22 protein-coding genes are annotated in these 25,107 nt (G+C 41.0%); 6 read left to right on the top strand and 16 right to left on the bottom strand.

Annotation, left to right across the window (positions count from 1 at the left end; all coding sequences use genetic code 11):
* A partial coding sequence (locus tag AAEU31_RS11735) for an IS3 family transposase (RefSeq protein ID WP_421966909.1) occupies positions 1 to 91 on the top strand: 91 nt, incomplete at its 5' end.
* Between the two features lie 61 nt (positions 92 to 152).
* Here AAEU31_RS11735 and secF read toward each other — a convergent pair.
* From secF to queA, 5 genes are all read right to left on the bottom strand, one after another.
* A complete protein-coding gene (secF, locus tag AAEU31_RS11740) occupies positions 153 to 1,100 on the bottom strand; it encodes a protein translocase subunit SecF (protein WP_135923319.1) in 948 nt (315 codons plus the stop codon).
* Between the two features lie 8 nt (positions 1,101 to 1,108).
* Positions 1,109 to 2,968, bottom strand: a complete 1,860-nt coding sequence (gene secD / locus AAEU31_RS11745) for a protein translocase subunit SecD (protein ID WP_135923318.1) — start codon at positions 2,966 to 2,968, stop codon at positions 1,109 to 1,111.
* Positions 2,969 to 2,990: 22 nt separating this feature from the next.
* A complete protein-coding gene (gene yajC / locus AAEU31_RS11750) occupies positions 2,991 to 3,329 on the bottom strand; it encodes a preprotein translocase subunit YajC (RefSeq protein ID WP_036973302.1) in 339 nt (112 codons plus the stop codon).
* Positions 3,330 to 3,358: 29 nt separating this feature from the next.
* Positions 3,359 to 4,486, bottom strand: coding sequence for a tRNA guanosine(34) transglycosylase Tgt (tgt, locus tag AAEU31_RS11755; RefSeq protein ID WP_058583935.1), 1,128 nt, complete (start codon positions 4,484 to 4,486; stop codon positions 3,359 to 3,361).
* Positions 4,487 to 4,636: 150 nt separating this feature from the next.
* Complete coding sequence (gene queA, locus AAEU31_RS11760; RefSeq protein WP_135923317.1) at positions 4,637 to 5,668, bottom strand: tRNA preQ1(34) S-adenosylmethionine ribosyltransferase-isomerase QueA; 1,032 nt, start codon at positions 5,666 to 5,668, stop codon at positions 4,637 to 4,639.
* 169 nt (positions 5,669 to 5,837) lie between these two features.
* Here queA and AAEU31_RS11765 point away from each other — a divergent pair, with 169 nt between their 5' ends.
* Positions 5,838 to 8,348, top strand: a complete 2,511-nt coding sequence (locus tag AAEU31_RS11765; protein WP_421967288.1) for a two-component system response regulator — start codon at positions 5,838 to 5,840, stop codon at positions 8,346 to 8,348.
* 233 nt (positions 8,349 to 8,581) lie between these two features.
* Positions 8,582 to 8,785, top strand: coding sequence for a hypothetical protein (locus tag AAEU31_RS11770; protein ID WP_135923315.1), 204 nt, complete (start codon positions 8,582 to 8,584; stop codon positions 8,783 to 8,785).
* 29 nt (positions 8,786 to 8,814) lie between these two features.
* Here the strand turns inward: AAEU31_RS11770 and AAEU31_RS11775 are convergent, their stop codons facing one another.
* From AAEU31_RS11775 to AAEU31_RS11820, 10 genes are all read right to left on the bottom strand, one after another.
* Entirely contained in the window at positions 8,815 to 9,723 is a 909-nt protein-coding gene (locus AAEU31_RS11775; protein ID WP_421967289.1) for a hypothetical protein, read from the bottom strand.
* A gap of 1 nt (position 9,724) precedes the next feature.
* Positions 9,725 to 10,324, bottom strand: a complete 600-nt coding sequence (locus AAEU31_RS11780; protein WP_421967290.1) for a hypothetical protein — start codon at positions 10,322 to 10,324, stop codon at positions 9,725 to 9,727.
* On the bottom strand, positions 10,317 to 10,859 hold the full coding sequence (locus tag AAEU31_RS11785) for an RNA polymerase sigma factor (RefSeq protein ID WP_135923312.1): 543 nt from the start codon (positions 10,857 to 10,859) through the stop codon (positions 10,317 to 10,319). The genes AAEU31_RS11780 and AAEU31_RS11785 overlap by 8 nt, the downstream gene beginning before the upstream one ends.
* A gap of 118 nt (positions 10,860 to 10,977) precedes the next feature.
* Positions 10,978 to 11,904, bottom strand: a complete 927-nt coding sequence (locus AAEU31_RS11790; RefSeq protein WP_421967291.1) for a hydrogen peroxide-inducible genes activator — start codon at positions 11,902 to 11,904, stop codon at positions 10,978 to 10,980.
* A gap of 248 nt (positions 11,905 to 12,152) precedes the next feature.
* Positions 12,153 to 13,421, bottom strand: a complete 1,269-nt coding sequence (locus AAEU31_RS11795; RefSeq protein ID WP_135923310.1) for an inorganic phosphate transporter — start codon at positions 13,419 to 13,421, stop codon at positions 12,153 to 12,155.
* Between the two features lie 41 nt (positions 13,422 to 13,462).
* On the bottom strand, positions 13,463 to 14,140 hold the full coding sequence (locus AAEU31_RS11800) for a TIGR00153 family protein (protein ID WP_135923309.1): 678 nt from the start codon (positions 14,138 to 14,140) through the stop codon (positions 13,463 to 13,465).
* Positions 14,141 to 14,290: 150 nt separating this feature from the next.
* Positions 14,291 to 14,992: a phosphate signaling complex protein PhoU gene (gene phoU, locus AAEU31_RS11805; protein WP_054552476.1), complete on the bottom strand. Its 702-nt coding sequence runs from the start codon at positions 14,990 to 14,992 to the stop codon at positions 14,291 to 14,293.
* Between the two features lie 47 nt (positions 14,993 to 15,039).
* Entirely contained in the window at positions 15,040 to 15,867 is an 828-nt protein-coding gene (gene pstB, locus AAEU31_RS11810) for a phosphate ABC transporter ATP-binding protein PstB (RefSeq protein WP_135923308.1), read from the bottom strand.
* A gap of 26 nt (positions 15,868 to 15,893) precedes the next feature.
* Complete coding sequence (gene pstA, locus AAEU31_RS11815) at positions 15,894 to 17,543, bottom strand: phosphate ABC transporter permease PstA (protein ID WP_421967292.1); 1,650 nt, start codon at positions 17,541 to 17,543, stop codon at positions 15,894 to 15,896.
* 15 nt (positions 17,544 to 17,558) lie between these two features.
* A complete protein-coding gene (locus AAEU31_RS11820) occupies positions 17,559 to 19,793 on the bottom strand; it encodes an ABC transporter permease subunit (protein WP_295509243.1) in 2,235 nt (744 codons plus the stop codon).
* Between the two features lie 344 nt (positions 19,794 to 20,137).
* Here AAEU31_RS11820 and AAEU31_RS11825 point away from each other — a divergent pair, with 344 nt between their 5' ends.
* The 3 genes from AAEU31_RS11825 to ppx all read left to right on the top strand — a co-directional run bounded on the left by AAEU31_RS11825 (position 20,138) and on the right by ppx (position 24,596).
* On the top strand, positions 20,138 to 20,644 hold the full coding sequence (locus AAEU31_RS11825) for a glycine cleavage system transcriptional repressor (RefSeq protein ID WP_135923305.1): 507 nt from the start codon (positions 20,138 to 20,140) through the stop codon (positions 20,642 to 20,644).
* A gap of 393 nt (positions 20,645 to 21,037) precedes the next feature.
* A complete protein-coding gene (ppk1, locus tag AAEU31_RS11830; protein WP_421967293.1) occupies positions 21,038 to 23,116 on the top strand; it encodes a polyphosphate kinase 1 in 2,079 nt (692 codons plus the stop codon).
* On the top strand, positions 23,109 to 24,596 hold the full coding sequence (gene ppx, locus AAEU31_RS11835; protein ID WP_421967294.1) for an exopolyphosphatase: 1,488 nt from the start codon (positions 23,109 to 23,111) through the stop codon (positions 24,594 to 24,596). Before ppk1 ends, ppx begins: the two co-directional genes overlap by 8 nt.
* Positions 24,597 to 24,617: 21 nt before the next feature.
* On the opposite strand, the gene AAEU31_RS11840 is transcribed toward ppx, so the two are convergent.
* A complete protein-coding gene (locus tag AAEU31_RS11840; RefSeq protein ID WP_135923302.1) occupies positions 24,618 to 25,073 on the bottom strand; it encodes a hypothetical protein in 456 nt (151 codons plus the stop codon).
* Between the last annotated feature and the right edge of the window lie 34 nt (positions 25,074 to 25,107).

A 25,107-nucleotide genomic window follows, 5' to 3' on the forward strand; every position in this document is an offset into this window, starting at 1 on the left:
TATCCACTATTACAACAATGAGCGTATTAAGCTGAAACTAAAAGGCCTGAGTCCGATACAGTATCGAAATCAGGCCTTGGCAACCGCTTAGCAAAGAGTCCAACTTTATGGGGTCACTTCAATTTAGGGCGGTTTTTCTTTTTAACACTCAGTTACGGCATAGGATCGAGATCCGCACCTTCTTTTTCAATTACTTCTGGAATTAAGTCTTCTTTACTTACACCCATTGCAATTGCTACAGCTGAAGCAACATACACAGATGAATAAGTACCGATGAACACACCAAATAGTAATGCAGTTGCGAAACCGTGGATCGTTTGACCACCCCAGCCAAATAACGCAATCAATACTAAGATAGTTGTGATTGATGTTACTAAGGTACGGTTTAACGTTTGCGTTAATGAAATATCGATAATTTCAATGGTGTCATCAATACGCACTTTACGGAAGTTTTCACGGATACGGTCAGAAACAACGATGGTATCGTTAAGTGAGTAACCTATTACCGCCAAAATTGCCGCAAGAATCGTTAAGTCAAACTCAAGACCTAGTATTGAGAATAAGCCTAATGTAATGATAACGTCGTGTAATAGTGCTGATACCGCACCTACCGCAAAACGCCATTCAAAACGAAACGCAACGTAAATTAAGATACAGATAAGTGCAGTTAACATGGCAAGGCCACCCTGCTCTTTTAGATCTTCACCAACACTTGGGCCAACAAACTCGATACGACGCATTTCTACTGTCGGCTCAACTTTTTGTAATGCCGTAATGATTTGGTTACCAATCACTTCTGCTTTTACGCCAGCACCTTGTGGAGCAAGACGAACTAGAATCTCTTTACTTGAGCCAAACAGCTGTACCGAGAAATCTTCAAAGCCGCTTTCTGTGATTGCATCACGTACTTCTTTAAGATCAGGTGCTTGAGTAAAGCCCACTTCAACCGCAGTACCGCCTGTGAAGTCGAGGCCGAAATTTAAGCCTTTAGTAAAAAACGATACGAAAGAAGCCAAAATCAACAAAGTTGATAATGTCATGGCAAACTTTCTTAACTTCATAAACGGGAGTGTTTTACCACCGAGTTTTAAAATTTGCATGCTGACTCCTAAATCGACAACTTATCAATACGCTTACCGCCAATGAATAAGTTGATTACCGCACGGGTACCAACAATGGCTGTAAACATAGAGGTGATAATACCAATCGCAAGTGTTACTGCGAAACCAGCAATAGGACCAGTGCCCACTGCAAATAGGATCACTGCTGCGATAAGCGTTGTGATATTAGCATCGAAAATTGTGCTAAATGCGCTGTCGTAACCAAAATGAACCGCTTGTTGCGGACTACGACCATCTTCAAGCTCTTCACGGATACGTTCAAAGATAAGTACGTTAGCATCAACCGCCATACCTACAGTTAATACGATACCTGCGATACCTGGTAGCGTTAACGCAGCTCCCGGAATAAGCGACATTACACCGACAATTAATACTAAGTTGGCACCCAGTGCGATGTTCGCCACCATGCCGAAACCTTTGTAATAAAAAAGCATAAATACAAGCACAAACACGAAACCTAGCACAACCGCAGTCATACCCGCTTCAATGTTCTCTTGACCTAAGCTTGGACCTACCGTGCGTTCTTCAACAATTTGAATCGGCGCAACAAGTGCACCGGCACGAAGTAATAAGCTCAGGTTATGTGCTTCAGCTGGATTATCGATACCAGTAATACGGAATGAACGGTCAAGGCGGGCTTGAATCGTCGCCACGTTAATCACTTCTTCAACTTTAATAGGTGGAAGTGCTTTACCGTTTTCATCTGTTTTACCTGATGGCTTATATTCAATAAATACTGTGGCCATGCGTTTGCCGATAGCACGTTTAGTGAACGCATTCATTTTTGCGCCACCTTTGCTGTCTAGCGTAATACTAACCTGTGGACGCTGATACTCATCCATACCAGATTGCGCACCAGTAATGTGGCTACCTTCAAGGATGATGCGTTGCTTAAGTACCACTGGGTATCCATCACGTGCCATGATCACTTCAGTACCTGGCGGTACACGACCTTGTAAAGCGGCACCTGCATCGGCATTTTCGTCAACTTCACGGAATTCAAGCGTTGCTGTTGCACCTAAGATTTCTTTAGCGCGTGCAGTATCTTGTACACCCGGAAGTTGCACAATAATACGCTCAGCACCTTGGCGCTGTACGTTAGGCTCTGCAACACCGATTTGGTTAATACGGTTACGAATAATAGTTTCGTTTTGTTTGATAGCATAATCGCGAATTTCTTTTAGCTTTTGCTCGCTCATGCTGGCAAAAAAAGCGTTATCACTGCTGCTATCATCAATGTATACGTTTAACGGGTAACGAGTAGATAAGAAGCGCTCTGCGGCATCTTTGTCTTCTTCGTTACGCATCTCAACACGTAGACGCTCACTACCCGCTACTCTACGAATAGTGCGATAACGTAGTTTTTCTTCACGTAAGTCACTTTTGAAATCTTGTTCCATTTGCTCAAGCTGAGTATCAACCGCCGTCGCCATGTCGATTTCCATAGTAAAGTGAACACCACCGCTTAAATCTAGGCCTAGCTTCATCGGGTTACCACCCAATGCTTTTAACCACTCAGGTTGAGCCGGAGCCATATTGATTGCAGAGATGTAATCTTCACTAAGGGAATCACGCAGTATATCTTGCGCTTTAAGTTGCTCTTCAACATTCTTAAAACGAACCAGGATTTGTCCGTCTTCAAGTTTGCTTGATTTAACAGTAACGTTATGTTCTTTGAGGGTCGCATTTACTTTATCGAGTACGCTGAGGTCAGCATCAGTACCTTTAGTGCCCGATACTTGTATGGCCGGGTCGCGGCCATACAAGTTAGGTGAGGCATACAGAATACCAACGACTAACACAACAAGAACAAGTAAATACTTCCATAATGGAAACTTGTTTAACACGTGTGAGTCCTTATTTTTATTGTTATAGCGACTTCATAGTGCCTTTTGGCAATACTGCAGAAACAGCTGATTTTTGTACTGTTACTTCTGCTTGGTCGTTTAATGAAATCACGATGAAGTCTTTGTCATCAGCGATTTTAGCGATCTTACCTACTAAACCACCTTGCGTTAGTACTTCGTCGCCTTTTGCCATTGCGCTCATCAGGGCTTTATGCTCTTTTACACGTTTAGCTTGAGGGCGGTAAATTAAGAAATAAAATACCAAACCGAAAATACCCAACATGATTAGCATTTCCATGCCACCACCTGCTGGTGCTGCACCTGCCGCACTTGCGTGGGCGTTTGAGATGAATAAACTCATTTCACTTCCTCTTTAATTTTTCTAAAAATTTAATCTGATGTATCTGCAAGCTCTGGCACTTCTTGGCCGCGGCGTGCATAAAAATCTGCAACAAATTCGTCTAGTTTGCCATTACTGATGGCATTACGTAAGCCTTCCATCACGCGTTGATAATAACGTAAGTTATGAATCGTGTTTAGACGTGCGCCTAAGATTTCATTACATTTATCAAGATGATGCAAGTATGCACGTGAATAGTTTTTACACGTATGACAATCACACTCAGGATCCAGTGGGCCCGTGTCTGTTTTATGTACTGCATTACGGATTTTAACAATGCCACCCGTTACAAATAAGTGACCATTACGGGCATTACGTGTAGGCATTACACAGTCAAACATATCGATACCACGGCGAACCGCTTCAACTAAGTCTTCTGGTTTACCAACCCCCATTAAGTAACGAGGCTTATCTTCCGGCATTTTGTAAGCACAGTGATCAAGGATATTGATCATCTCGTTTTTCGGCTCACCCACCGATAAACCACCTAATGCATAACCATCAAAGCCAATTTCTTCTAGGCCTTTTTGTGATTGTGCACGAAGCTCAGGGTACATGCCACCTTGGATAATACCAAATAGCGCTGCAGGGTTATCGCCATGACCTTCTTTTGAGCGTTTAGCCCAACGAAGTGATAACTCCATAGAATCTTTAGCTTCTTTTTCAGTCGCTGGGTATGGCGTACACTCGTCAAAGATCATCACAATATCAGAGCCTAAATCGCGCTGAACTTGCATCGCTTTTTCTGGTGAAAGCATGATCTTTTCACCATTAACTGGTGAGCTGAACATCACGCCTTCTTCAGTGATTTTACGCATTGCGCCTAAGCTGAATACTTGGAAACCGCCTGAGTCAGTAAGAATTGGGCGATCCCAATTCATAAAGTCGTGTAAGTCACCGTGTTGCTTAATGATTTCTGTACCAGGGCGCAGCATTAAGTGAAAAGTATTACCTAGGCAAATTTGCGCGCCAGTATCTTTCACTTCGTCCGGCGTCATACCTTTAACGGTGCCGTATGTGCCTACAGGCATAAATGCTGGCGTTTCTACAACACCACGTTCAAAAATCAAGCGGCCGCGGCGCGCTTTACCGTCAGTGCGGTCTAATTCAAATTTCATATTATCCTCAGTGTCGGAAAAACAGTCCAACAAGCTATAATTTAACCGCTCGATTCTACCCTGTTTGCAGCTTTATTACTATTAATTGGGCTAAATTCGAAAATAAAAAGCCCAGTTAAAAAACTGGGCTTTTTAAAATCTAAACTGTCGTTATTTTCGCGTTAAGAACATGGCATCGCCATAACTAAAGAAACGATATTTTTGCTCTATTGCGGTATGGTAGGCACCCATGATGTTTTCTTGGCCAGCAAAGGCACTGACTAACATGATCAAGGTTGATTCTGGTAAGTGGAAATTTGTCACCATAGCATCAACCACGTTGAACTGATAACCCGGGTAGATGAAGATATCGGTATCACCAAAGTAGGTATCAAGTTTGCCGCCGTGCACTTTAGCAGCAGATTCTAACGAGCGAACTGAGGTAGTCCCTACGGCTATTACGCGACCACCTTTTGCTTTCGTTTCGGCTACCGCTTTAACCACATCATCAGGTACTTCGATGTATTCTGAGTGCATGACATGCTCATCAACTGAGTCAACACGCACAGGCTGAAATGTCCCCGCACCTACATGCAAAGTCACAAACGCCATGTTTATACCTTTGTCTTTTAATGCCGTCATTAACTTGTCATCAAAGTGCAGGCCTGCCGTTGGCGCTGCAACAGCACCTGGCTTTTCACCATAAACAGTTTGGTAGCGCTCGCGGTCTGATTCGTTATCAGGACGGTCAATGTAAGGTGGCAAAGGCATGTGACCAATGTCATTTAAGATATCTAATACATTTTCGTCTTTGGCAAATTCAAGCTCAAAAAGCTCGCCATGACGTGCAACCATGATAGCTTCGGCTTTACCTTCAAGAATAATTTTTGAGCCAGGTTTTGGCGATTTACTTGCTCGAACATGGGCAAGCACCCGATGTTCGTCAAGCACACGCTCAACTAATACTTCAAGTTTGCCACCCGACTCTTTTTGCCCGAACATACGTGCAGGAATTACTTTAGTATTGTTGAAAACGAGTAAATCATTTTCATTAACAAGTGATAAAATATCACTAAACACTTTATGTTCCACTTTCCCTGATGGGCCATCAAGGGTCAGCAAACGGCTGCTAGTTCGATCTGCTTTAGGAAAACGAGCAATTAATTCATCTGGAAGGTCAAAGCTAAAATCAGCTACGCGCATGGAGCATATCTCTCATTAATAAAAACGCGCCAAGTTTACTCTGATACGCCCACTACCTCAAGCAAAGGCCAAATAACCGCTTTTAGGTAAAGTTTGCTTGTAGATTAGGCAAAATGTCATTATTCTAGCTTATTCACTAAACATGGGTTCGTTAAGAGGTAGTAGCGCCATGGCAAAGCAGTTAAAACTGCTAATTTTGAACGCTAGCGTTGCAGAACGTGAGACGGTAAAGTCTACGCTCAATAAACTAAATGTATTTCAGTTTATCGAAGCAAGCGACTCTCAGGACGCGTTAAAAATACTCAAAAGTCACCCGGTGGACATTATTATTACTGGCCTTGAGGTTGGTAAAATTGATGGCTGGCGCTTTTCACGTATGATCCGCTCTGGATTGTTAAAAACACCTAAAAACACGCCTATCCTATTAACACCTCCTATATACTGCGAACGCATTGCCGAAACCACTGCGCGAAGCTACGGTATTGATGCCGTATTGCCATTCGAACGCCAAGATATGTTACCGCAAGTACTTGCCAATGTACTTTCAACCCATTTAGAAAAAAGTAGTCGCCTAAATTTACTGCTACTCGAAACAGACAGCCGCAAAGCACAAGATATAAGCAAACAACTAAAACTTAGCTTTGCGGTAACGCATACCACCTCAACTAAAGCGACGCTTGCAACATACTTACAGCATAAGTTTGCGATTGTTTTGATTGATGCCACTGAGTCACATTCTGATACTGCAGCTGGACTCATCAGCGAAATTTTGCAACATAATCCAAAACAAGCAATCGTAACCATTATTGATAATAATGATGCTGACTACGCTGAACAGTTATTATTATCGGGTGTGACTGACTTTATCCGTTCTCCTTATGATCAATCACTGTTAAGTAAGGTGTGCGATCATGCTGCCCGACGCGAAGATTTTATGGTGAGCTATGCTGAGTTTGCGCAAAAGGTCGAACAGCTAAGCCAAAGCCAAAGTCGCTACAAAGAACTGTTTTCAGCGCACCAACGAATTTTATTGCACCTTAATACGGTTGTTCTTGAATTTGATCAGCACGGAAATATTCGCTTCATTAATCCTGCTTGGGAAAGCCTTACTGGTTATGGCATAAAATCAAGCTTATCAAAGTCACTCACAGATTTCTGTCTTCCAGAGTGTCAAACCAAGTTACAAAATACAATTCAAAGTATTTTGCATGGTGGCGAGCAGCAACAACAAGTTGAAATACAACTTAAACACAAAAATGGCAATGCAATTTGGGTCGAGTGCCGCTTACAACTGATTAAAAATAGTCAAAACTCGGCCACGATCACTGCAACCATTGATAATATTCATGAACGAAAACAAGCTGAACTTCAGCTTCGCCATTTAGCTTTACACGATACACTCACAGAGCTGCACAATCGTTATTACTTTGACCAACAATTACAGCGTATTTGCCAAGAGAAATACACTAATGACGATATTGAGCACGCACTTATTTATATCGATTTAGACCACTTTAAGATTATTAACGACAGTAAAGGCCATCAACAAGGCGATATTGTCTTAAAAGAGGTTGCCCAGCTATTTACCGCTAACATTAGCGAAGAGCATTTGATTTGTCGTATTGGCGGTGATGAATTTGCTGTTATCTTAAAAAATACCAACTTACTTGATGCACACTTAGTTGCTGAGAGCATTTGCGTTGCTATTGAAAAACACCAATTTCACTCTGAAGGGCAAATATACTCAATTAGCTGCTCTATTGGTTTGACACAAATTACAGCACAGAATAATGATCCCAGCGAATGCTTAAAACAAGCAGATATCGCGCTTTATGTGGCAAAAAGTTTGGGCCGAAACTTAGTTCATTGTTATTCCAAAGAAGATAGTAACCACAATAGCCTACAAGTTGGTTTAGAGTGGGGACACAGTATTCGTCAGGCTCTTCAGCAAAATGCCATCGAGCTTCATTATCAGCCAATCTGGGATTTTAAACGTAATCATGTTGCTTACTTTGAAACATTACTGCGCTTGAAATTAAATGATGAGCTAATTTACCCGAACCAGTTTATCCCTGCATTAGAGTTATTAAATGACACATTTTTGATGGACCAATGTGTTATTCGAAATGCTATTCAAAGTGTTGCAAAGCACCCAGAACTTAATCAAATTGCTATCAATTTATCGGCGCAATCATTCTTAGATGAGCGTTTGCTTCCGCATATTGAATCAAGCTTAGAAGAGTATGAAGTGGCACCGAGCCGCATAATTTTTGAAATAACTGAGTCGGCAAGCATCAAAAACCTGACAGCAACCCGTGCGATGATAGAGCGTTTAAACGGCTTGGGCTGTCACTTTTCGATTGATGATTTTGGCACTGGATTTAGCACGTTCAATTATCTAAAACAATTACCAGCACAACATGTGAAGATCGATGGTTCATTCGTTCGCGACATGCTAAATGATCCTATCGATCTTGCTTTAGTTAAAGCCATTAACGATATTAGTCGTTCGCTTGATAAGCGTTCTGTTGCTGAATATGTTGAAAATAAAGAAATATTTTTAGCATTAAAAGAAATTGGAATTGATTACGGCCAAGGCTTCTTTATCGCCCGCCCAGTACCGGTTGAAAAAATTTCTGCTGAACTAAAAAAAATATCTGAAAATAATTTATTTAACTAACAATTAGCTAGCATTATAAAGTGAAAAAAAACGGCATTTTTGCTACTTTTTACCTATTTTTAGTACTTCCAAAGTCACGATACTCATCTATACTTAAATCCACAGCAGGAACTAATGTCGTATTTTTATAGTGATTACTTAAAAAATACATGACATTACCAATTACATTATACATACTGAAAATAACTTAATATTAATAAGTTCATGTATTAACGGTATAAAGGAGAAAAGTGATGACACAACTAATCGTTTTGTTGCTGTTCGTAAATTTAGGGATAGCGTATCAATGTTACCGTAATGCAACCTTCAAGGGGTATCCGGTAAAGATATTTACAGGCTTAGGTCTCGTGCCGTATTTTAATTTAGTCGTATGGGTTTACTTATTGTTTTTACCCGACTTGAAACCTTTTTCAATGAATGAAAAGCAGCCTCTCTAGGCTGCTTTTTAGTTGGGGAGCTCGCCAAGCTAAAAATTATAGCTTGATGCCTTTTCAAGCAGTTGCGTGGCTTTTATATCACCTTGCACACACTTTTTAATATCTGACTTTTTAAACACTTTAACCTGTTCACTTTTATCTTCGCTAATACCACGAATGACAAAACTAACATGCTCATCGTTTGGTAAGTTTCTTAAGCCACTACCATAATCACATAAGGTAAGCGATAAACTGTTATTTACCTTTTGTACAAGCTCAGCTAATTGTTGCTGCTGCTCTTTCACCCGTGCTTGTTTTTTTTCTGCTAACTCTTTACGCATTACTTGCTGTTTTTGCGATAATTTTTGCTGCTGCTTTTCAAGTTCTTTGATTGCTGTTTGTAGCTCTTTTTTACGTTGTTCGAGCTCTTGATCTTTGGCGTCTTTGTCGTGACGACGGTCAAACTCCAAATCACGTTTTTCACGTTCAAGATCACGAATTTCACGGCTTATATCTCGCTCTTGTTCAGCAACATCACGCACTCGCTCAGCACTTTCACGCATCACTTCCATGGCTTGCTGGTAGGCTTCTTGCGTTTTCACTACCACGGCATCGCTTATTACTTGCACATGATCACCTAACACCTCAATTTCAGCCAGTTCTTCAAAGTCGATATCTGGCAATGGTGGAAGAGGCGCGTCAGGTACAGACGCAAACACCGAAGACCACCGTGAACTGCCTCGTACATCAAAGCTAAATACCACGCCTTGGTGTTGTAGATAGCTTGAAGATACATTTCTTACCTTGTTATCGGTATCTTGTTTTAAAGCTGCGGTGAGGATTTTTTCCATGATCCCGACTTCTCGCTGAATTTTATCTAATTCATCGTTTGCTTGTGCTTGCGTGCTTACGGCTGAGCAAAGCAATAAGGCAGCTGAGGTTAATGTGTATTTTGACATCTTAATACTCCAAGTTGTTGGCAACGGTTGGCATAGATCGGCCATCCACTTGCTCTGCTAAATCATTTAACTGCATACGTAAGTACGCTTGGTCTTGAGCGCGCTGCGTTTTGATATAGGCAAGCACGCTGGCAATATCTTCTTGGCGCTCTACTCGCCCAGTTTTAATCGCTTCTTTAGCCAGCTGGTACATCTGCTGCTGTTGCACTTCATTTTGTGCTGTAAGAATGTTCTGCAGCTGATCAATTTGCTTTTGTTGTGACTCTAATAAATTGGTTTGTTTAGCGACTTGCTCAAGTAATTGCTGGTTTTGTTGCTGCGGATTACTAACAAAAAGCCACGCACAAAACGCAATTGATGCCGCCATTGCCCACATACCAGAGCCAAAAAATACGTTAGCTTTTTGCACTTTCGGCATACTTGATTCTCTGTCCCAGTTTGGTACTGGCACCGTTTCATAGTCTTTACTTTGTTGTTGCCACTGCATCGCATTGTTCATCATTAATGCATACTCAGCATTAGCTTGCAGCAAGGCTATTTGCTCATTAGTTAAGCTCTCACCTTCTAACCATGCGGTAAATAATGAATCTAAATTAGCCATCTACGGCCTCCAAATGCACTTTTAATTTGCCAAGCGCACTGTATAGTCTTGACTTAGCTGTATTGGTCGAAATGCCTAATTGCTCAGCTATCTCTTCAAATGTACAGTGCTGAAAAAACTTTAACTCCACCACTAAACGCTGCTCCCAGGGTAAATTATTCATCATTTCTTTTAGTTCATGATGCTGCTCGGATTGCAGTTGATTCGTTTCTAACTCGCTACGCTCACAGCTTTCTTCTGGCGCAGAATCCAAACTTTGATGCAATTTACGGCGACGATAATATTCGACACTACGCCGATGCACTATTTGATAGAGCCAAGTATTAAAGCTCGATTCACCACGAAAGCTCGGTAAGCTTTTATACACAGAAATAAACACTTCTTGCATCAAATCCATTGCATCATCGGGATGGCTTAACATCCTTAGGCAATAGTTATATACCTGTGTTTCGTGCTGCTTGACTAATTTCAACCACGCCCGTTTATTGCCCTGTTGCGCTTTGGCAATTAATGTTTCAAGTGATTGAAAAAACACGCTAGCCTCGTCATCTGATCTGCCTTTAATGGTTTTGTTATTATGTTAGTCGAGGGAAGGAAAAAAATAGTTTGTTTAAATAACAAAAAACCCCAAATTTTTTATTTGGGGTTTTTTATTATTCGTTACACTGACCATCTAAGCTACATTGCCTATTAAGAAACAGCTCTAACTGCTGACTAAACAGCCTAAAGTCTCTGATCCGGCCTGTGGTTTTACGCCATACAATACCAATATCACGGTACGCATCGCTCTGGGATGGCGTAGCAACCATTTCTTTCTTGTCTAAAATGCCGGCATTAATAGCCATTTGCGGTAAGAAAGTCACACCTAGCTGGTGCTCAACCATACTTAACAAAGTATGTAAGCTTGCCGCTTCAAATGGATTAATACAACTTGAACGGTTCAGGTGGCAGGCACTTAGCGCGTGGCCAGTCATACAATGCTCACGCTCTAGTAAAAACACGCTGGCATCCGGTAGTAGATTAAAATCTTCCACCCCAGCTGCAGGCGTATAGTCTTTGTGATGCACCAAACTAAAGTGATCTTTTGCAAGCACTTGAGTATGAAATTTGTCAGTATCATACGGCAATGCAAGCAATGCCATATCAATTTGGCCATGCTCTAATTTATCGAGTAGCTTATCACTGGTATCTTCAACCAAGACTAACTCTAACTCAGTAAAAGTTTGTTTGCAGAAATGATATAAAGGCGCGGCAATGAAGCTGGCAATCGTTGGGATCACGCCAAGGGTGAGCGTGCCGCTTAACGGTGTCAAAAAGCTTTTTGTTAGCTCTTTTAGGCTTAAGGTATCGTCTATAATTTTACGAGCTTTCTCTACGACTTCTTCACCGATAGCAGTAAACATTAAACTGCGATTTTCACGCTCAATAAGCTGACAACCTAACGTTTCTTCTAAGTTTTGAATTGCACTACTTAATGTAGATTGGCCAATAAAACAGGCGCTGGCTGCGCGGCCAAAGTGTTGATGCTGATGGACTGCTAATAAATACTGTAGCTGTTTTATACTTGGTAAGTTTTTCATATTCTATTTTTATACCAAATCGCTTAATTAAGTGATCTATTTTGAGGCAATAAAACCTCGTTAATAACAAGGCAAAAATTTCGCTATTAAGTTGCTCTTAATGAGAAATCTTTAACGCAGATAGCGACAGGTTTATCCTTCAAAATGATTAAATATTATTGCGGATTGATATTACTACCTGCAAATAAAAAGACCCCAATACCTAAGGCATTGAGATCTTTTCAAGCTAAAAGTCTGTTAGTACTTTTTTAAACCCCGAAGGCAGTTCTCAGTACGTAGAAAATAACAATAGCAAGGGCTGCGCCAACTGGCAATGTAATTACCCAAGAAACTACAATGTTTCTTACTACACCCATGTTAAGTGCCGCAATACCACGTGCCATACCTACACCTAATACTGCACCCACAAGTGTTTGTGTAGTAGAGATAGGTAAGCCAGTACCTGATGCGATAACAACAGTAGAAGCAGCTGCAAGCTCAGCAGCAAAACCGCGGCTAGGTGTTAAGTGTGTGATACCTTCACCGATTGTTTTGATTACTTTCTTACCTAAAATAGCAAGACCAGCAACAATACCGAAACCACCTAGTGGTAAAATCCACCATGCGATAGCCGCTTTCTTAGCGATTTCACCGTTGTGCTCAACAATGTTTACAACAGCAGCTAGTGGACCAATTGCGTTAGCAACGTCGTTTGAACCATGTGCGAATGCCATACAACATGCTGTTAGTACCATCAGTACTGCAAACACTTTCTCAACGTTGTTGAATTGCATTTTTTTGTCAGCTTTAGGATCAATTTTAAGGCGTGAAATTGCGAACTTACCAATGATTGCAACAACCACTGCAATTGCGATAGAAAGCGCATAACCTTCAACAGCACCTAAGTTAATACCAATGTGCTTCAAGCCTTTCTTGATGGTTACAAGCGACATGATGAAGCCAGCTAGACCCATGTATACAGGTACGAAACGCTTAGCATTTTTAAGTGGTGCATCAGTGTCAAAAATTAGCTTTTGCGCACTCATGAAAATCAAATAAGCAATAAAACCAGAAATAGCAGGGGTAACAATCCAGCTACCTACAATGCCCATTACCTTGTTCCATTGAATTGCTTCGCTACCTACAGCAACCAATGCGAAACCAATGATGGCACCGATGATTGAGTGAGTCGTAGATACTGGCCAGCCCAAGAAAGAGGCAATTAATAACCAGCTACCAGCAGCGAATAGCGCGGCAATCATACCAAGTATCATAAGTTCTGGTATGTCCGTAAATGGCGCGGCATCTATAATCCCTTTACGAATTGTAGATGTAACCTCACCACCGGCAAGGTATGCACCAGCGAATTCAAACACCATCGCAATGATGATTGCTTGTTTAATTGTAAGTGCTTTTGAGCCTACAGATGTACCCATCGCATTGGCAACGTCATTTGCACCAATACCATAAGCCATGAAGAAACCGACTGCGGCGGCAGTTAAAACGAGTAACGTGCCGTAATTTGCAATGATATCCATTGTGTGAACCTTTAATTTTTCGAATTTGAACTGATTTTTAATTAACGAGCTAACATCAGCTCAAGACGAGAACCTACGCGCTCAGCAATATCAGCCAGCTCGCCAACCCATTCAATGATCTTGTATAAGAACATTACGTCGATTGGGTTAAGTTCATTTTCTATAGCGCGCAATTGACGGCGTATTTTGATTTGCATGTCATCCGTGTCTTGCTCAATTGCGTCCAATTCAACGAGCATCTTTTCAACTAAAGTCACTTCGCGACCTTTGAAGCCCGTTTCAAGAAGCTCATCTAGCTCGTTGATTGCTTTTGATGCTTGTTTAGTTGCATCAACACAACGAGTTACATAAGCAAGGAAATCTTCTTGAATTTCTGCAGGAATAGTCATCTCACGACCAACTACACGACCTGCAATATCTTTTGCTTTGTTAGCAATCTTGTCTTGTTGAGTAACAAGTTCAAGCAAATCGGTACGCTCAACAGGCATGAATAAGCCACGAGGGAGTTGAAGGCGGATGTTACGTTTCATTTCATCAGCTTCACGCTCTAAATTACGAATGTTTAGGCGGATTTCTTCCGCTTCTTGCCATTCTTCTTTAAACACGTGATTAAAGAAAGGGATCAACGCTTTACTTGCTTGATGTGCTTTCTTGATGTGATCTTCCATAGGCTTAATAGGTGATTTAGCAAAAACCCCTAAAAATGCATTTGTAGGCATAACTGACCCTTTATAAATTAGTATGCTTTGGCAGCTGCGAATTTTACAGCATTGTGTTCGATTGTGAACGCTTTTTCTGCCTTACATCACCAATAATAGACAAAGCGGCCAAAGGCCGCTCGGTTTAATAATGAAAAGTAGCGGTTAAAATTACAGCGACTTTTCGATATCTGCTTGAGATGTATGACGAATATCTTTACCGTTTACAAAGTAGATAATGTATTCAGCAATATTTTGGCAACGGTCGCCAATACGCTCTAATGAGCGTACTGACCACACTAAATCCATAATTTTCGGGATTGAGCGTGGATCTTCCATCATATAAGTCATGATTTGACGTGTAATTGCTTCGTATTCACGATCAACTTTGGCATCTTCTTTGTGCACTTCAAACGCACATTGCACGTCCATACGTGCAAAAGCGTCGAGTACATCATGAAGCATTTTCGATACTTGACGACCCATATTTTCAATATTCACCAAAAGATCTTGCTGATCTTTTGTGAACGAATCTAATGCTACTTTAGCAATGCGCTCAGCTTCATCACCAATACGCTCTAAATCGGCAATTGTTTTAGCGATTGCAATCACAAGGCGTAAGTCACTGGCAGCTGGCTGACGACGAGCAATAATGCGTGTGCACTCTTCGTCGATATTTACTTCCATTGCATTTACTTTATAGTCGTTTTCACGAACTTTTTGTGCAAGATCCGCATCACCATTGCTAACAGCATCCAGTGCACTGTTTAGTTGTTGCTCAACTAAGCCACCCATGTTTAATACATGGTTACGCACATTTTCAAGCTCTTCATTAAAGCGGCCCGAAATGTGTTTATTGATATTATGTTCCATTGTCTACCTCTATAAATTTCGTTTACGGTACCAAGTGACTTTATTGACTAACCGTAGCGGCCTGTAATGTAGTCTTCTGTTTTCTTCTTGCTTGGTGTTGTAAATAACGTATTGGTATCTGAATACTCAATCAACTCACCCATGTACATGAACGCAGTTTGGTCTGATACACGAGCAGCTTGTTGCATGTTGTGAGTAACGATTACCACGGTAAACTTGTTCTTTAAGTCGTTAATTAGCTCTTCGATAACTAAAGTAGAAATTGGATCAAGTGCCGATGTTGGCTCATCCAGAAGTAATACTTCAGGCTCGATAGCAATTGAGCGAGCAATAACAAGACGCTGTTGCTGACCACCCGATAGGCCAAATGCACTATCGTGTAAACGGTCTTTAACCTCATCCCATAACGCTGCGCCACGTAAAGATTGTTCAACCACTTCGTCTAGTTTACGCTTTTCTTTAATACCTTGTAAGCGTAGGCCATAAACGACATTTTCGTAGATTGATTTTGGAAATGGATTAGGACGCTGAAACACCATCCCAACATTTCTTCGTAATGCTGCAACATCTACGCTCTTATCATAGATGTTGTGACCATGAAGTAAGATCTCACCATCGATACGACAGCTATCAACTAGGTCATTCATACGGTTGATACAACGTAAAAGTGTTGATTTACCACAACCAGATGGACCGATAAACGCCGTTACCTGTCCTTTCGGGATGTTCATATTTACGCCGCTAAGCGCTTGTTTATCACCGTAGTATAGATCTAAGTTTTTAATCTCTAACGCTGTTTGTTCTGCTGTTAGATTTTCTAAATCTAGCTTTGCCGCGCTTTTCGCTTGGTTTACTTGTGGTGCAACTGTAATCATCTCTGTCTACCTATAAAAATTCTGTATTAATGCTCAAGAGCTCTAAACTTTTCGCGTAAGTGGTTACGAATACCAATCGCGGTGATATTCAGGGCGATAATTACTGATACCAGTAAGAATGCCGTGGCATATACCAGCGGACGCGCCGCTTCTACGTTAGGGCTTTGGAAACCAACATCATAAATGTGGAAACCTAAGTGCATAAATTTTCTATCTAAATGTACGTATGGGAAGTTACCGTCAAGTGGCAGTGTTGGTGCCATCTTAACAACACCAACAAGCATTAGTGGTGCAACTTCACCGGCTGCACGCGCAACCGCTAAGATTAAACCAGTCATAATCGCAGGGCTTGCCATCGGAATGATGATGCGCCATAGCGTTTCTGCTTTTGTTGCACCAAGCGCCAGTGAGCCATGACGAACAGTACTTGGAATACGTGACAAACCTTCTTCCGTTGAAACAATTACAACCGGTAAGGTTAAAATCGCTAAGGTTAATGCTGACCAAATCACACCAGGTGTACCAAATACTGGGCTTGGCGACGACTCTGGATAGAACAATTGGTCGATACTGCCACCTAGCATGTATACAAAGAAGCCTAGACCAAATACACCGTATACAATTGAAGGTACACCCGCAAGGTTGATTACCGCGATACGGATCATCTTCGTAATCGCATTTTTCGCTGCGTATTCATGTAAGTAAATCGCTGCAACAACACCAAACGGAGTCACAATCACTGCCATCAGTAATACCATAAATACAGTACCAAAAATTGCAGGGAATACACCCCCTTCAGTATTTGCTTCACGCGGGTCGTCCGCTACGAACTTACCTAGCTGTACAAAGTAATGACCAAGCTTTGCAAAGAAGCCCATGTCATTTGGGAACCATACATCAAGAACTTGATACAGAGGTAAAGTAACCACTTCACCACGCATGTCTTTAACCGTTACTTGGTCACGCTTTGCTTCTTTACGAAGGGCGAATAACTGCTTTTCTAGTACTGCATATTCAGCACGTAGTTCAGCACGCGCTTGTGCAAGCTCAGCAACACGTTCATCCGTTAACTCGTTATCAAGCTGATACGCTTTTTCTTTTAAGCGTAAGCGCTCAAGTTCATAGTTGATATGACCAATATCACCATTTTGTAAATCGAGTGCTTGGTCGTTTAGATCAACGGCACGGTCAACAAGATCATAAAGTACCTCGATTTTGTTATCTGTAATAACTTCACCGTCTTTAATAACCTGCTCAACATAACCATAAAAGTTACCGTTTTTGCTACGCTCGAATACCGCAAGTTCAGCGGGTGCAGTACGCGATGTGATGTCTGTCTCTAATACCCAACGGAAATCGAGATCTACGTACTCACGGTTACCTGTTTTGATTAGTAAGCGCTCTAGCTGCTCTTTGTCGTAATGAGATAAATCAACGCCCGTCGCCTCAATACGTGATTTTGCAACTAGTTCACGGTCATAAACTTCACCGATCACTGTTTGTTTAGCAACTGAGCCCTGCAGCTCAAGTTGCACTACTTCTGATGGCCAGAAAAAGCTTAAACCTTTCCAAGCGATCATGGCTAATAAGCCAAGAACCGAGATTAAACTGATGCTTACCGCACCGCCGGTCATCCAAACCCAAGGAGAACCAGACTTAAACCACTGCTTTACCATGTCGTGTCTCTCCACCTACATTGAACTGTATTTTTCACGCAGTTGCTGACGAACAAACTCAGCCACTGTGTTGAAAACGAATGTGAATATGAATAGTACAAATGCTGCTAAGAATAGAATGCGATAATGCGAGCTGCCTACCTCAGACTCTGGCATTTCTACCGCGATATTCGCTGCAAGCGTTCTCATACCCTGGAAGATACTCCAGTCCATAATAGGTGTATTACCTGTTGCCATTAGTACAATCATTGTTTCACCCACAGCACGGCCTAGACCCATCATCACAGCTGAGAAGATACCCGGGCTTGCTGTTAGTAATACTACACGCACCAATGTTTGCCACTGCGTAGCACCGAGTGCTAATGAACCATTTGATAAGTGCTTAGGAACACTAAATACCGCATCTTCCGCAATTGAGAAGATAGTTGGAATAACTGCAAAGCCCATTGCAATACCAACAACTAACGAGTTACGTTGGTCGAATGTCATTCCTAATTCATTAGTTAGGTACTGACGAACGTTACCATCGAACATCCAAAGCTCAATTGAGTTACTCATCGCAAATGATAACCAACCAATAAAGATAACCACTGGAATAAGTAAGATTGAATGCGAACCTTCAGGAACACGGTGACGAATTGACGCCGGTAGCTTGTTCCAGCCAAATGCGGTTAATAAGATACCTATTGGCAGCAACACCAGTAATCCGACGATGGCTGGTAAATGCTCTTCAATCAGTGGCGCTAACCAAAGACCTGCCAAGAAACCTAGGATTACCGTTGGTAATGCTTCCATAATTTCAACCGTCGGCTTAACCACTTTACGTAGTTCACTCGACATAAAGTAAGCTGTGTAAATAGCCGCAGAAAGTGCAATCGGTACTGCAAATAACATCGCATACATAGCAGCTTTAATCGTACCGAATGAAATTGGTACTAGTGAGAATTTAGATTCAAAGTCATCACTTGCAGACGTTGACTGCCAGATATAAGCCGGCTCTGGGTAGCCCTCGTACCATACTTCTTGCCATAACGCAGACCAGGTTACTTCAGGGTGCTCGTTATGAATTTCGATTACTTTTAATGCATCATCAGCAAGAATAAGTGCCGCATTAGAACGTGGTGCAATTGCAAAATTTTGAATTGGACCGTCGCTTACTTTGCCTTGCCATAGTTTTGCTTCACTGGTTGTGTAATAAATACCTAGCTCACCATTTGCACCAGCGGTAAAGAAAGTTCGACGATAAAACTCTGTGAAGATATTTAATTTAGATTGTTTAGTCGTTTCGAATGCACGGATTTTTTGAAACTCGCGACCATCTTCCGTGTTTACTTCGAACCACTGCGATACTTCGCCGTTATCGTTAGCAAGCATTAGTGAGTTAGCACCGGCTAACAGCTGCGTTGAAACAAGATTAGCGTTTTCTTCGTTTGCTGCAAGCAATTGAATTAGCTCAACCTCAGAAGGATAACGCGTATCGTAAACATAAATCTGATTTGCAGAACGAATAAAAGTACGCGTTGTGTCAGGTGAGATTAATAGCTCATCAACGCGGCCTTCAATATCAAGCTCAGTGCGCTCAACAACCCATTCAACTTCGCCGGTGAACATATTTTCTTCACCCACAAAGCTACTAAATAAAACACGCTTATCAGCGGTTAAAGCAACAACGGCTGTTTTATCTTCGTAGTGGCTAAATGCGAACTTAGTAATCGCCGCACCTTGATCGTCTACTTCAAGCGCCAAATCACCTAACGGATAATCTAAGCGAGGGGTTAGCTTGCGTTCATTATTAGGGAAAGTAACTAAAAACTTTGGTGACACGATAACCACAGAGCCATTTTCTAGGCCATAGCCATATTGGTTCTGAAATGGTGCAGAGCGTGCAAAGCTGCTCACGTCACTTGGTAATTCAGTATTAAGAGTGGTGATCTTTTTACCAAACTGCGCTTTCTCGACATTATAAAAGTCGACATTGCCTTTTTCACCTAGTAAAAAAGCCACTTCAGTTTGCTCTTCAATACCTAGACCAACAATTTCTGAGGCATTATCTAGTTTTACACTGTTACGTGTTTCAACTTTTGCTGACTCAAAAATAGGTTGAACAACATATAGAAGGTAAAAGAATATCAGTAGCAGTGCGATAAGCACCATGACACCGCCTGCGGAAATACCCCACTCGGCAAACCGGTCTTTAAATAGACGGCTTCTATCCGTATGAAAGGTCGGTTTATTCGGATTGGAAGTCATCAAAACACCCTTAAATCTTAACGTTGCGCGGATTATATTTCACGAAGATGACAGTAATGTTACAACCGTCATATTTCAGTGTAATAAACTGCATGCTTGGGTGTTGTTTTTAGCCTGTAAATATAAGCAAAATGAATATTGTTTTAGAGTTATGAGTCACTAACACACAATGGGCTAACGATTTGTTATAACTAATTTTTTATTACTATATGGAAAATATTGGACAAACAATAAATCTGCAACAATACTGAGTAAGTGTTATTTTTCCCAAAATAAAAATTATCATCAACCAACGCCTCCTCTTTTCATTGCATTTTACAGAGGCTTTTTTAAGAGACTTAAGTATGAAGCAGTTAGTAATTACTATTTTAGGACCAGATAAGCCTGGCCTAGTTGAAGATCTATCAGCAACAATTTTAAACCATAATGGCAATTGGTTAGGGAGTAACTTAAGCCACCTAGCCGGTCATTTTGCGGGCATTATAGAAGCTGCTGTTCCTGAAGAACACTTACAAGAATTGCAAGATGCTCTACATAGCCTTCCTCATCTAGAGGTGAGAATTGAGCGTGGTTCAGAAACACTCGAAGAGGTTAAGTCTGAACAAATTAACTTTGTGATCACCGGTAATGATAGACCCGGCATTGTCCAAGAGCTTGCCAGTGTTATTCGTCACAAAGGAGCAAATATCACTCACCTTAATTCAAAACAACAAAGTGCACCTAACTGGGGAGTGCCTATATTCAGTGCCGTTGCAACCGTTGCCCTGCCCGTTGGTATGAGCAAAGACGAAGTGATCAGTGCGCTTGAATCTATTACCACAGACTTAATTGTTGATATTGAGGACGCGTAACAAGCAAGTATTTAAGCTTAAACTATGCTTTAAATTAACTACATACATGTCACAAAACTGACATGTTGAATACTCAAACTACCTCTAGATACAGAATTCAGCGTTTCTCTGGGGTTTAATATCAAGGCGTTACTTTGCAGGAATGGCATTCCCTTTTAAAAAGTAACAACGCAGAGAGTAAGCCCCAGAGAATCGCCCTATGGGTTGGTTTAAAAGCGATTTATTCTGCGTTATTGAATTTAACAAGGGAGCAACCATTCTTTGCATTCAATGCCTTGCCTAAATCGCTTTTAATTCCAACTGAAACGGTATCTAGAGGCAGCTTGAGTATTTTAATACAACCGTCATCTGCGTCCTCTATATTCTAACTTGGTATAAACGTTGGAAATCATGATGAACGCATCACACTCTGCCCACACCGTGAGTTACTTTGATAAAGAGCTTAGTTGGCTGTCTTTTAATGAACGCGTGCTGCAAGAAGCCAAAGATAAATCGAACCCGATTATTGAGCGCATGCGCTTTTTAGGTATTTACTCAAACAACATGGATGAGTTTTTCCGTGTCCGTGTTGCCGATGTTAAGCGCCGAATTTTACTTAATAAAATCCCTGATGCGAACTTTGAAGAAGATGAGATACTACTTCATCAGATCCAAAGTAAAGTGCTACAGCTTGGTAAAAAATTTAATCAAATTCATAAAGATATTTTAAATGATTTAAACGAGCACAATATTCACGTAGAGCTACCTGAAGAATTATCTGAATTTCATTTAACTTGGCTGAGAAAGTTCTTCCACGACAATGTGCTGCAACATATATTGCCGATTTTGATTTCTGAAAAGAAAGACTATTCAGATCAAATCAACGACACCATGACTTATTTTTTTGTCGAAATGACCAATCAAAAAAGTCATTATGCCATGCTAGAAGTGCCAACTGACCGCGTATCTCGTTTTGTTATTTTGCCTCCTGAAAAAACACGCCGCCATAAAACTATTGTGATGCTTGATGACATCATCGCCTACTTTATTCACGATGTATTTAGCAGCTTTTTTAGTTTTGATGATATTCAATGTTATGCCATCAAACTAACCCGTGATGCCGAGTACAATCTAGATGACGAGCTCGAAGAAGGCTTACTCGATAAAATGTCGAAGGGCCTAAAACAACGTATTTCAGCTGAGCCTGTTCGCCTTGTTTATGACGAGAGCATGCCTGATGAAATGCTTAAAGTAATGAAAAAGCGCCTTAATATAAGCCAACATGATGCGCTGATCCCAGGCGGTCGTTACCGTAATTTCCGCGATTTTATTGCTTTTCCGAATGTTGGCCGTCAGTACTTAGAAAACAAACCACTGCCTGCATTACAAAGCACTGCTTTTAATAATCACTCGAGCGTATTTGATGCCATCTCACATCAAGACATATTGCTCTATTACCCCTACCACACCTTTAACCACTTACTTGAGTTTGTACGCCAAGCGGCGTTTGACCCAGATGTAACCCAAATTAAGGTCAATATTTATCGTGTAGCGAGTCAGTCTCGCCTGGTTTCTACGCTTATTAATGCCGCCAAAAATGGCAAACACGTAACTGTAATGGTTGAGTTGAAAGCGCGCTTTGATGAACAAAACAATATTGAATGGGCAAAAACCCTGAGTAATGCGGGTGTTAAAGTTATTTTTGGTATTCCTGCACTAAAAGTGCACAGCAAACTATGCGTTATTCACCGTAAAGAAAAAAACAACATAGTGAAGTACGCCCATATTGGCACGGGTAACTTCCATGAAAAAACCGCCAAAATCTACACTGACTTTAGTTTATTTACTAGGCATGAAGGTATTAGTGAAGAGTGCGATAGTGTGTTTAAGTTTATCGAAAGTAGCTATAAGCCATTTCAATTTGATCACTTAATGATTTCACCAGTCAACGCAAGACAAACTATTACCTCCTTGATAGATAATGAGATTACCAACGTAGAACACGGAAAAGCTGGTCGAATTACGCTAAAAATAAATAATCTTGTTGATAAAGAGCTGGTTGACCATCTCTATTTTGCAGCAAGACGCGGTGTAAAAATTCGTATTATTGTGCGTGGCATGTGTTCGTTAGTGCCCTCTGTCGTTAACGATAATATTCGTATTATTAGTATTGTTGACCGCTTTTTAGAGCACCCTCGGGTTATGGTGTTTCACAATAATGGTGACGAAAAAGTGTATATTTCATCAGCAGACTGGATGACCCGGAATCTAGATCACCGTGTAGAAGTAGCTACACCCATTTATGATGAAAAATTAAAGCAGCTCATAATTGATATTCTTGAGCTACAGTTTAAAGATAGAACAAAAGCGCGCATAATCGATAGCGAACAAAAAAACAGCTATGTACGCCGTGGCAATCGTAAGAAAATTCGTTCGCAAATTGCCATTTATGACCACCTTAAAAAATGGGAAAGTAACTATAATAATGAATGATTACCCCTCAATTGCTGCCGTTGATTTAGGCTCAAACAGTTTTCATTTAGTGGTGGCAAGAGAGGTCGATGGCTCTTTGCAAATCTTACACAAAGAAAAGCAGCGCGTTTATTTAGCTGATGGTTTAGATGATAAAAATCACTTAAGCCAAGAAGCTATCGAGCGCGCACTGGCCATTCTCAAACAATTTGCCACTACCTTGCAAGACTTCCCTTTAGAGAATGTCAAAGTAGCTGCCACTTACACATTACGCCGCGCGAAAAACATTCATTCATTCTTAACTCAAGCAAGTAAGGTGTTTCCTTACCCGATTGAAGTGATTTCAGGGCAAGAAGAAGCCCGTTTAATTTACCAAGGCGTTGCCCATTACATTCATCACGATGAAAACCGCTTAGTTATTGATATCGGTGGCGGCAGTACCGAGCTCATCATTGGTAAACACTTTAAACACAAACTCCTTGCTAGTCGCAACATGGGCTGTGTTAGCTATACCAAGCAGTTTTTTGCAGATGGACAAATCACAGCTAAGCGCTTTGCCAAAGCGGAGGTTCGCGCTGAACAAGAACTCGAAGTGATCTTTGCCAATTACTTATCGGCTGGCTGGCAATCTGTAGTGGGAACATCAGGCACAATAAAATCTATCCTTGCTATGATTAATGCCAATGATGCCGAGCAAGAGCTGATTACATTAGAGCGATTATTAGAACTAAAAACCCAGTTTATTGCTGCTAAACAAATAGCTGCGCTGCAAATTGAAGGTCTTACACCTGAGCGACAAGCGAGTATTTGTGGTGGTTTGGCTATTTTAATCGCGGTATTTAGGCAGTTTAAAATCGACGCGATGCAATACAGCGATTACTCGTTGCGTGAAGGTTTACTTCATGAAATGCAGCAAAAGCTCGCCCATAAAGATATTCGCACTAATACTATTGCGAACCTATCTGAGCGTAATGCCATAGATAAAGAGCATGCTAATCGTGTATCGACAACTGCAAAGTGGCTGTTTGAACAGGTAAAAGGGGCATGGCAACTTACCGACCCTGACTATGTCAACTTACTGGATTGGGCCGCGCAGCTGCATGAAATTGGCTTAGGGGTTAATTCATCAGGAATACATAAACACAGTGCGTATATCGTAGCAAACAGTCAATTACCGGGCTTCACACAGCAACAACAAACACTACTTAGCTGTATGATCCGCTTTTATCGTAAAAAGATCCGTTTAGAAGATTTTCCAGCTCTGCATACCATGCAGCATTACGAAATATTGCAGTTAATTGTTATTTTGCGCTTAGCAGTATTGCTAAATCAAAAGCGCATTACTGACCAAGGTTTTGATCTTGAGGTCACAGCCAAGCAAAATAGTATGTTCTTAAAGTTTCACAATAAGTGGCTTAAAGAACATACCTTGCTTTTGGCGGATTTACAGCAAGAGCAAAAACACCTTAAAAAGGTCGGCTTCTTACTCGATTTTCATTAAGCGGATTAATAGGTTAATCGATTACATATCCATATGACGGTTTGAGCTTTGCATCATTTGCTTAAGACCTTGATGTTCAAGCTCTAGTAAACGCTCGAGCTTTTCAATCGTTGCAGCAGTTTCGGCACGCGATACAAGGTATTCATATAAATCAATAACCTTTTGATGCTGTGTCGTTAAATATACTTGAATGGCCTTTTCATCAATTTTTTGATCAGTACTAATATCATCAAACGTGATCAAATCTGGGTTGTCTGAAAAGTACTCGTAGCAATAAGTATCAAGTGTGTTCAGTTCTGTAATGGCTTTAAAGCCAACCAGATCTTCTGCCAATTTTTTCTCGTATTGCAGATAATACTCCACCAGCATTTGATTGTGCTCGTCCAGTAAGTCTTTAACATTATGGAAGTTGGCCGCCATTTGGGTATGAAATAACACGGTCCAATCATAAACTTGCTGTATTGTTTTAACTTGCATGTGCATTCCTTATCAAAATCAATTTAATAAGACA

The sequence above is a fragment of the Pseudoalteromonas thalassia genome (assembly GCF_049257215.1).
Taxonomy (GTDB): Bacteria; Pseudomonadota; Gammaproteobacteria; order Enterobacterales; family Alteromonadaceae; genus Pseudoalteromonas; species Pseudoalteromonas lipolytica_C.

Coding starts and splice junctions, on each gene's coding strand:
- queA (WP_135923317.1), bottom strand. CDS start 5,668: ATGCGCGTAGCTGATTTTAGCTTTGACCTTCCAGATGAATTAATTGCT.
- AAEU31_RS11790 (WP_421967291.1), bottom strand. CDS start 11,904: ATGAAAAACTTACCAAGTATAAAACAGCTACAGTATTTATTAGCAGTC.
- AAEU31_RS11820 (WP_295509243.1), bottom strand. CDS start 19,793: ATGACTTCCAATCCGAATAAACCGACCTTTCATACGGATAGAAGCCGT.
- secF (WP_135923319.1), bottom strand. CDS start 1,100: ATGCAAATTTTAAAACTCGGTGGTAAAACACTCCCGTTTATGAAGTTA.
- AAEU31_RS11780 (WP_421967290.1), bottom strand. CDS start 10,324: ATGGCTAATTTAGATTCATTATTTACCGCATGGTTAGAAGGTGAGAGC.
- tgt (WP_058583935.1), bottom strand. CDS start 4,486: ATGAAATTTGAATTAGACCGCACTGACGGTAAAGCGCGCCGCGGCCGC.
- AAEU31_RS11800 (WP_135923309.1), bottom strand. CDS start 14,140: ATGCCTACAAATGCATTTTTAGGGGTTTTTGCTAAATCACCTATTAAG.
- AAEU31_RS11795 (WP_135923310.1), bottom strand. CDS start 13,421: ATGGATATCATTGCAAATTACGGCACGTTACTCGTTTTAACTGCCGCC.
- AAEU31_RS11840 (WP_135923302.1), bottom strand. CDS start 25,073: ATGCAAGTTAAAACAATACAGCAAGTTTATGATTGGACCGTGTTATTT.
- ppk1 (WP_421967293.1), top strand. CDS start 21,038: ATGAACGCATCACACTCTGCCCACACCGTGAGTTACTTTGATAAAGAG.
- pstA (WP_421967292.1), bottom strand. CDS start 17,543: ATGGTAAAGCAGTGGTTTAAGTCTGGTTCTCCTTGGGTTTGGATGACC.
- AAEU31_RS11770 (WP_135923315.1), top strand. CDS start 8,582: ATGACACAACTAATCGTTTTGTTGCTGTTCGTAAATTTAGGGATAGCG.
- pstB (WP_135923308.1), bottom strand. CDS start 15,867: ATGATTACAGTTGCACCACAAGTAAACCAAGCGAAAAGCGCGGCAAAG.
- AAEU31_RS11765 (WP_421967288.1), top strand. CDS start 5,838: ATGGCAAAGCAGTTAAAACTGCTAATTTTGAACGCTAGCGTTGCAGAA.
- ppx (WP_421967294.1), top strand. CDS start 23,109: ATGAATGATTACCCCTCAATTGCTGCCGTTGATTTAGGCTCAAACAGT.
- AAEU31_RS11775 (WP_421967289.1), bottom strand. CDS start 9,723: ATGTCAAAATACACATTAACCTCAGCTGCCTTATTGCTTTGCTCAGCC.
- AAEU31_RS11825 (WP_135923305.1), top strand. CDS start 20,138: ATGAAGCAGTTAGTAATTACTATTTTAGGACCAGATAAGCCTGGCCTA.
- yajC (WP_036973302.1), bottom strand. CDS start 3,329: ATGAGTTTATTCATCTCAAACGCCCACGCAAGTGCGGCAGGTGCAGCA.
- phoU (WP_054552476.1), bottom strand. CDS start 14,992: ATGGAACATAATATCAATAAACACATTTCGGGCCGCTTTAATGAAGAG.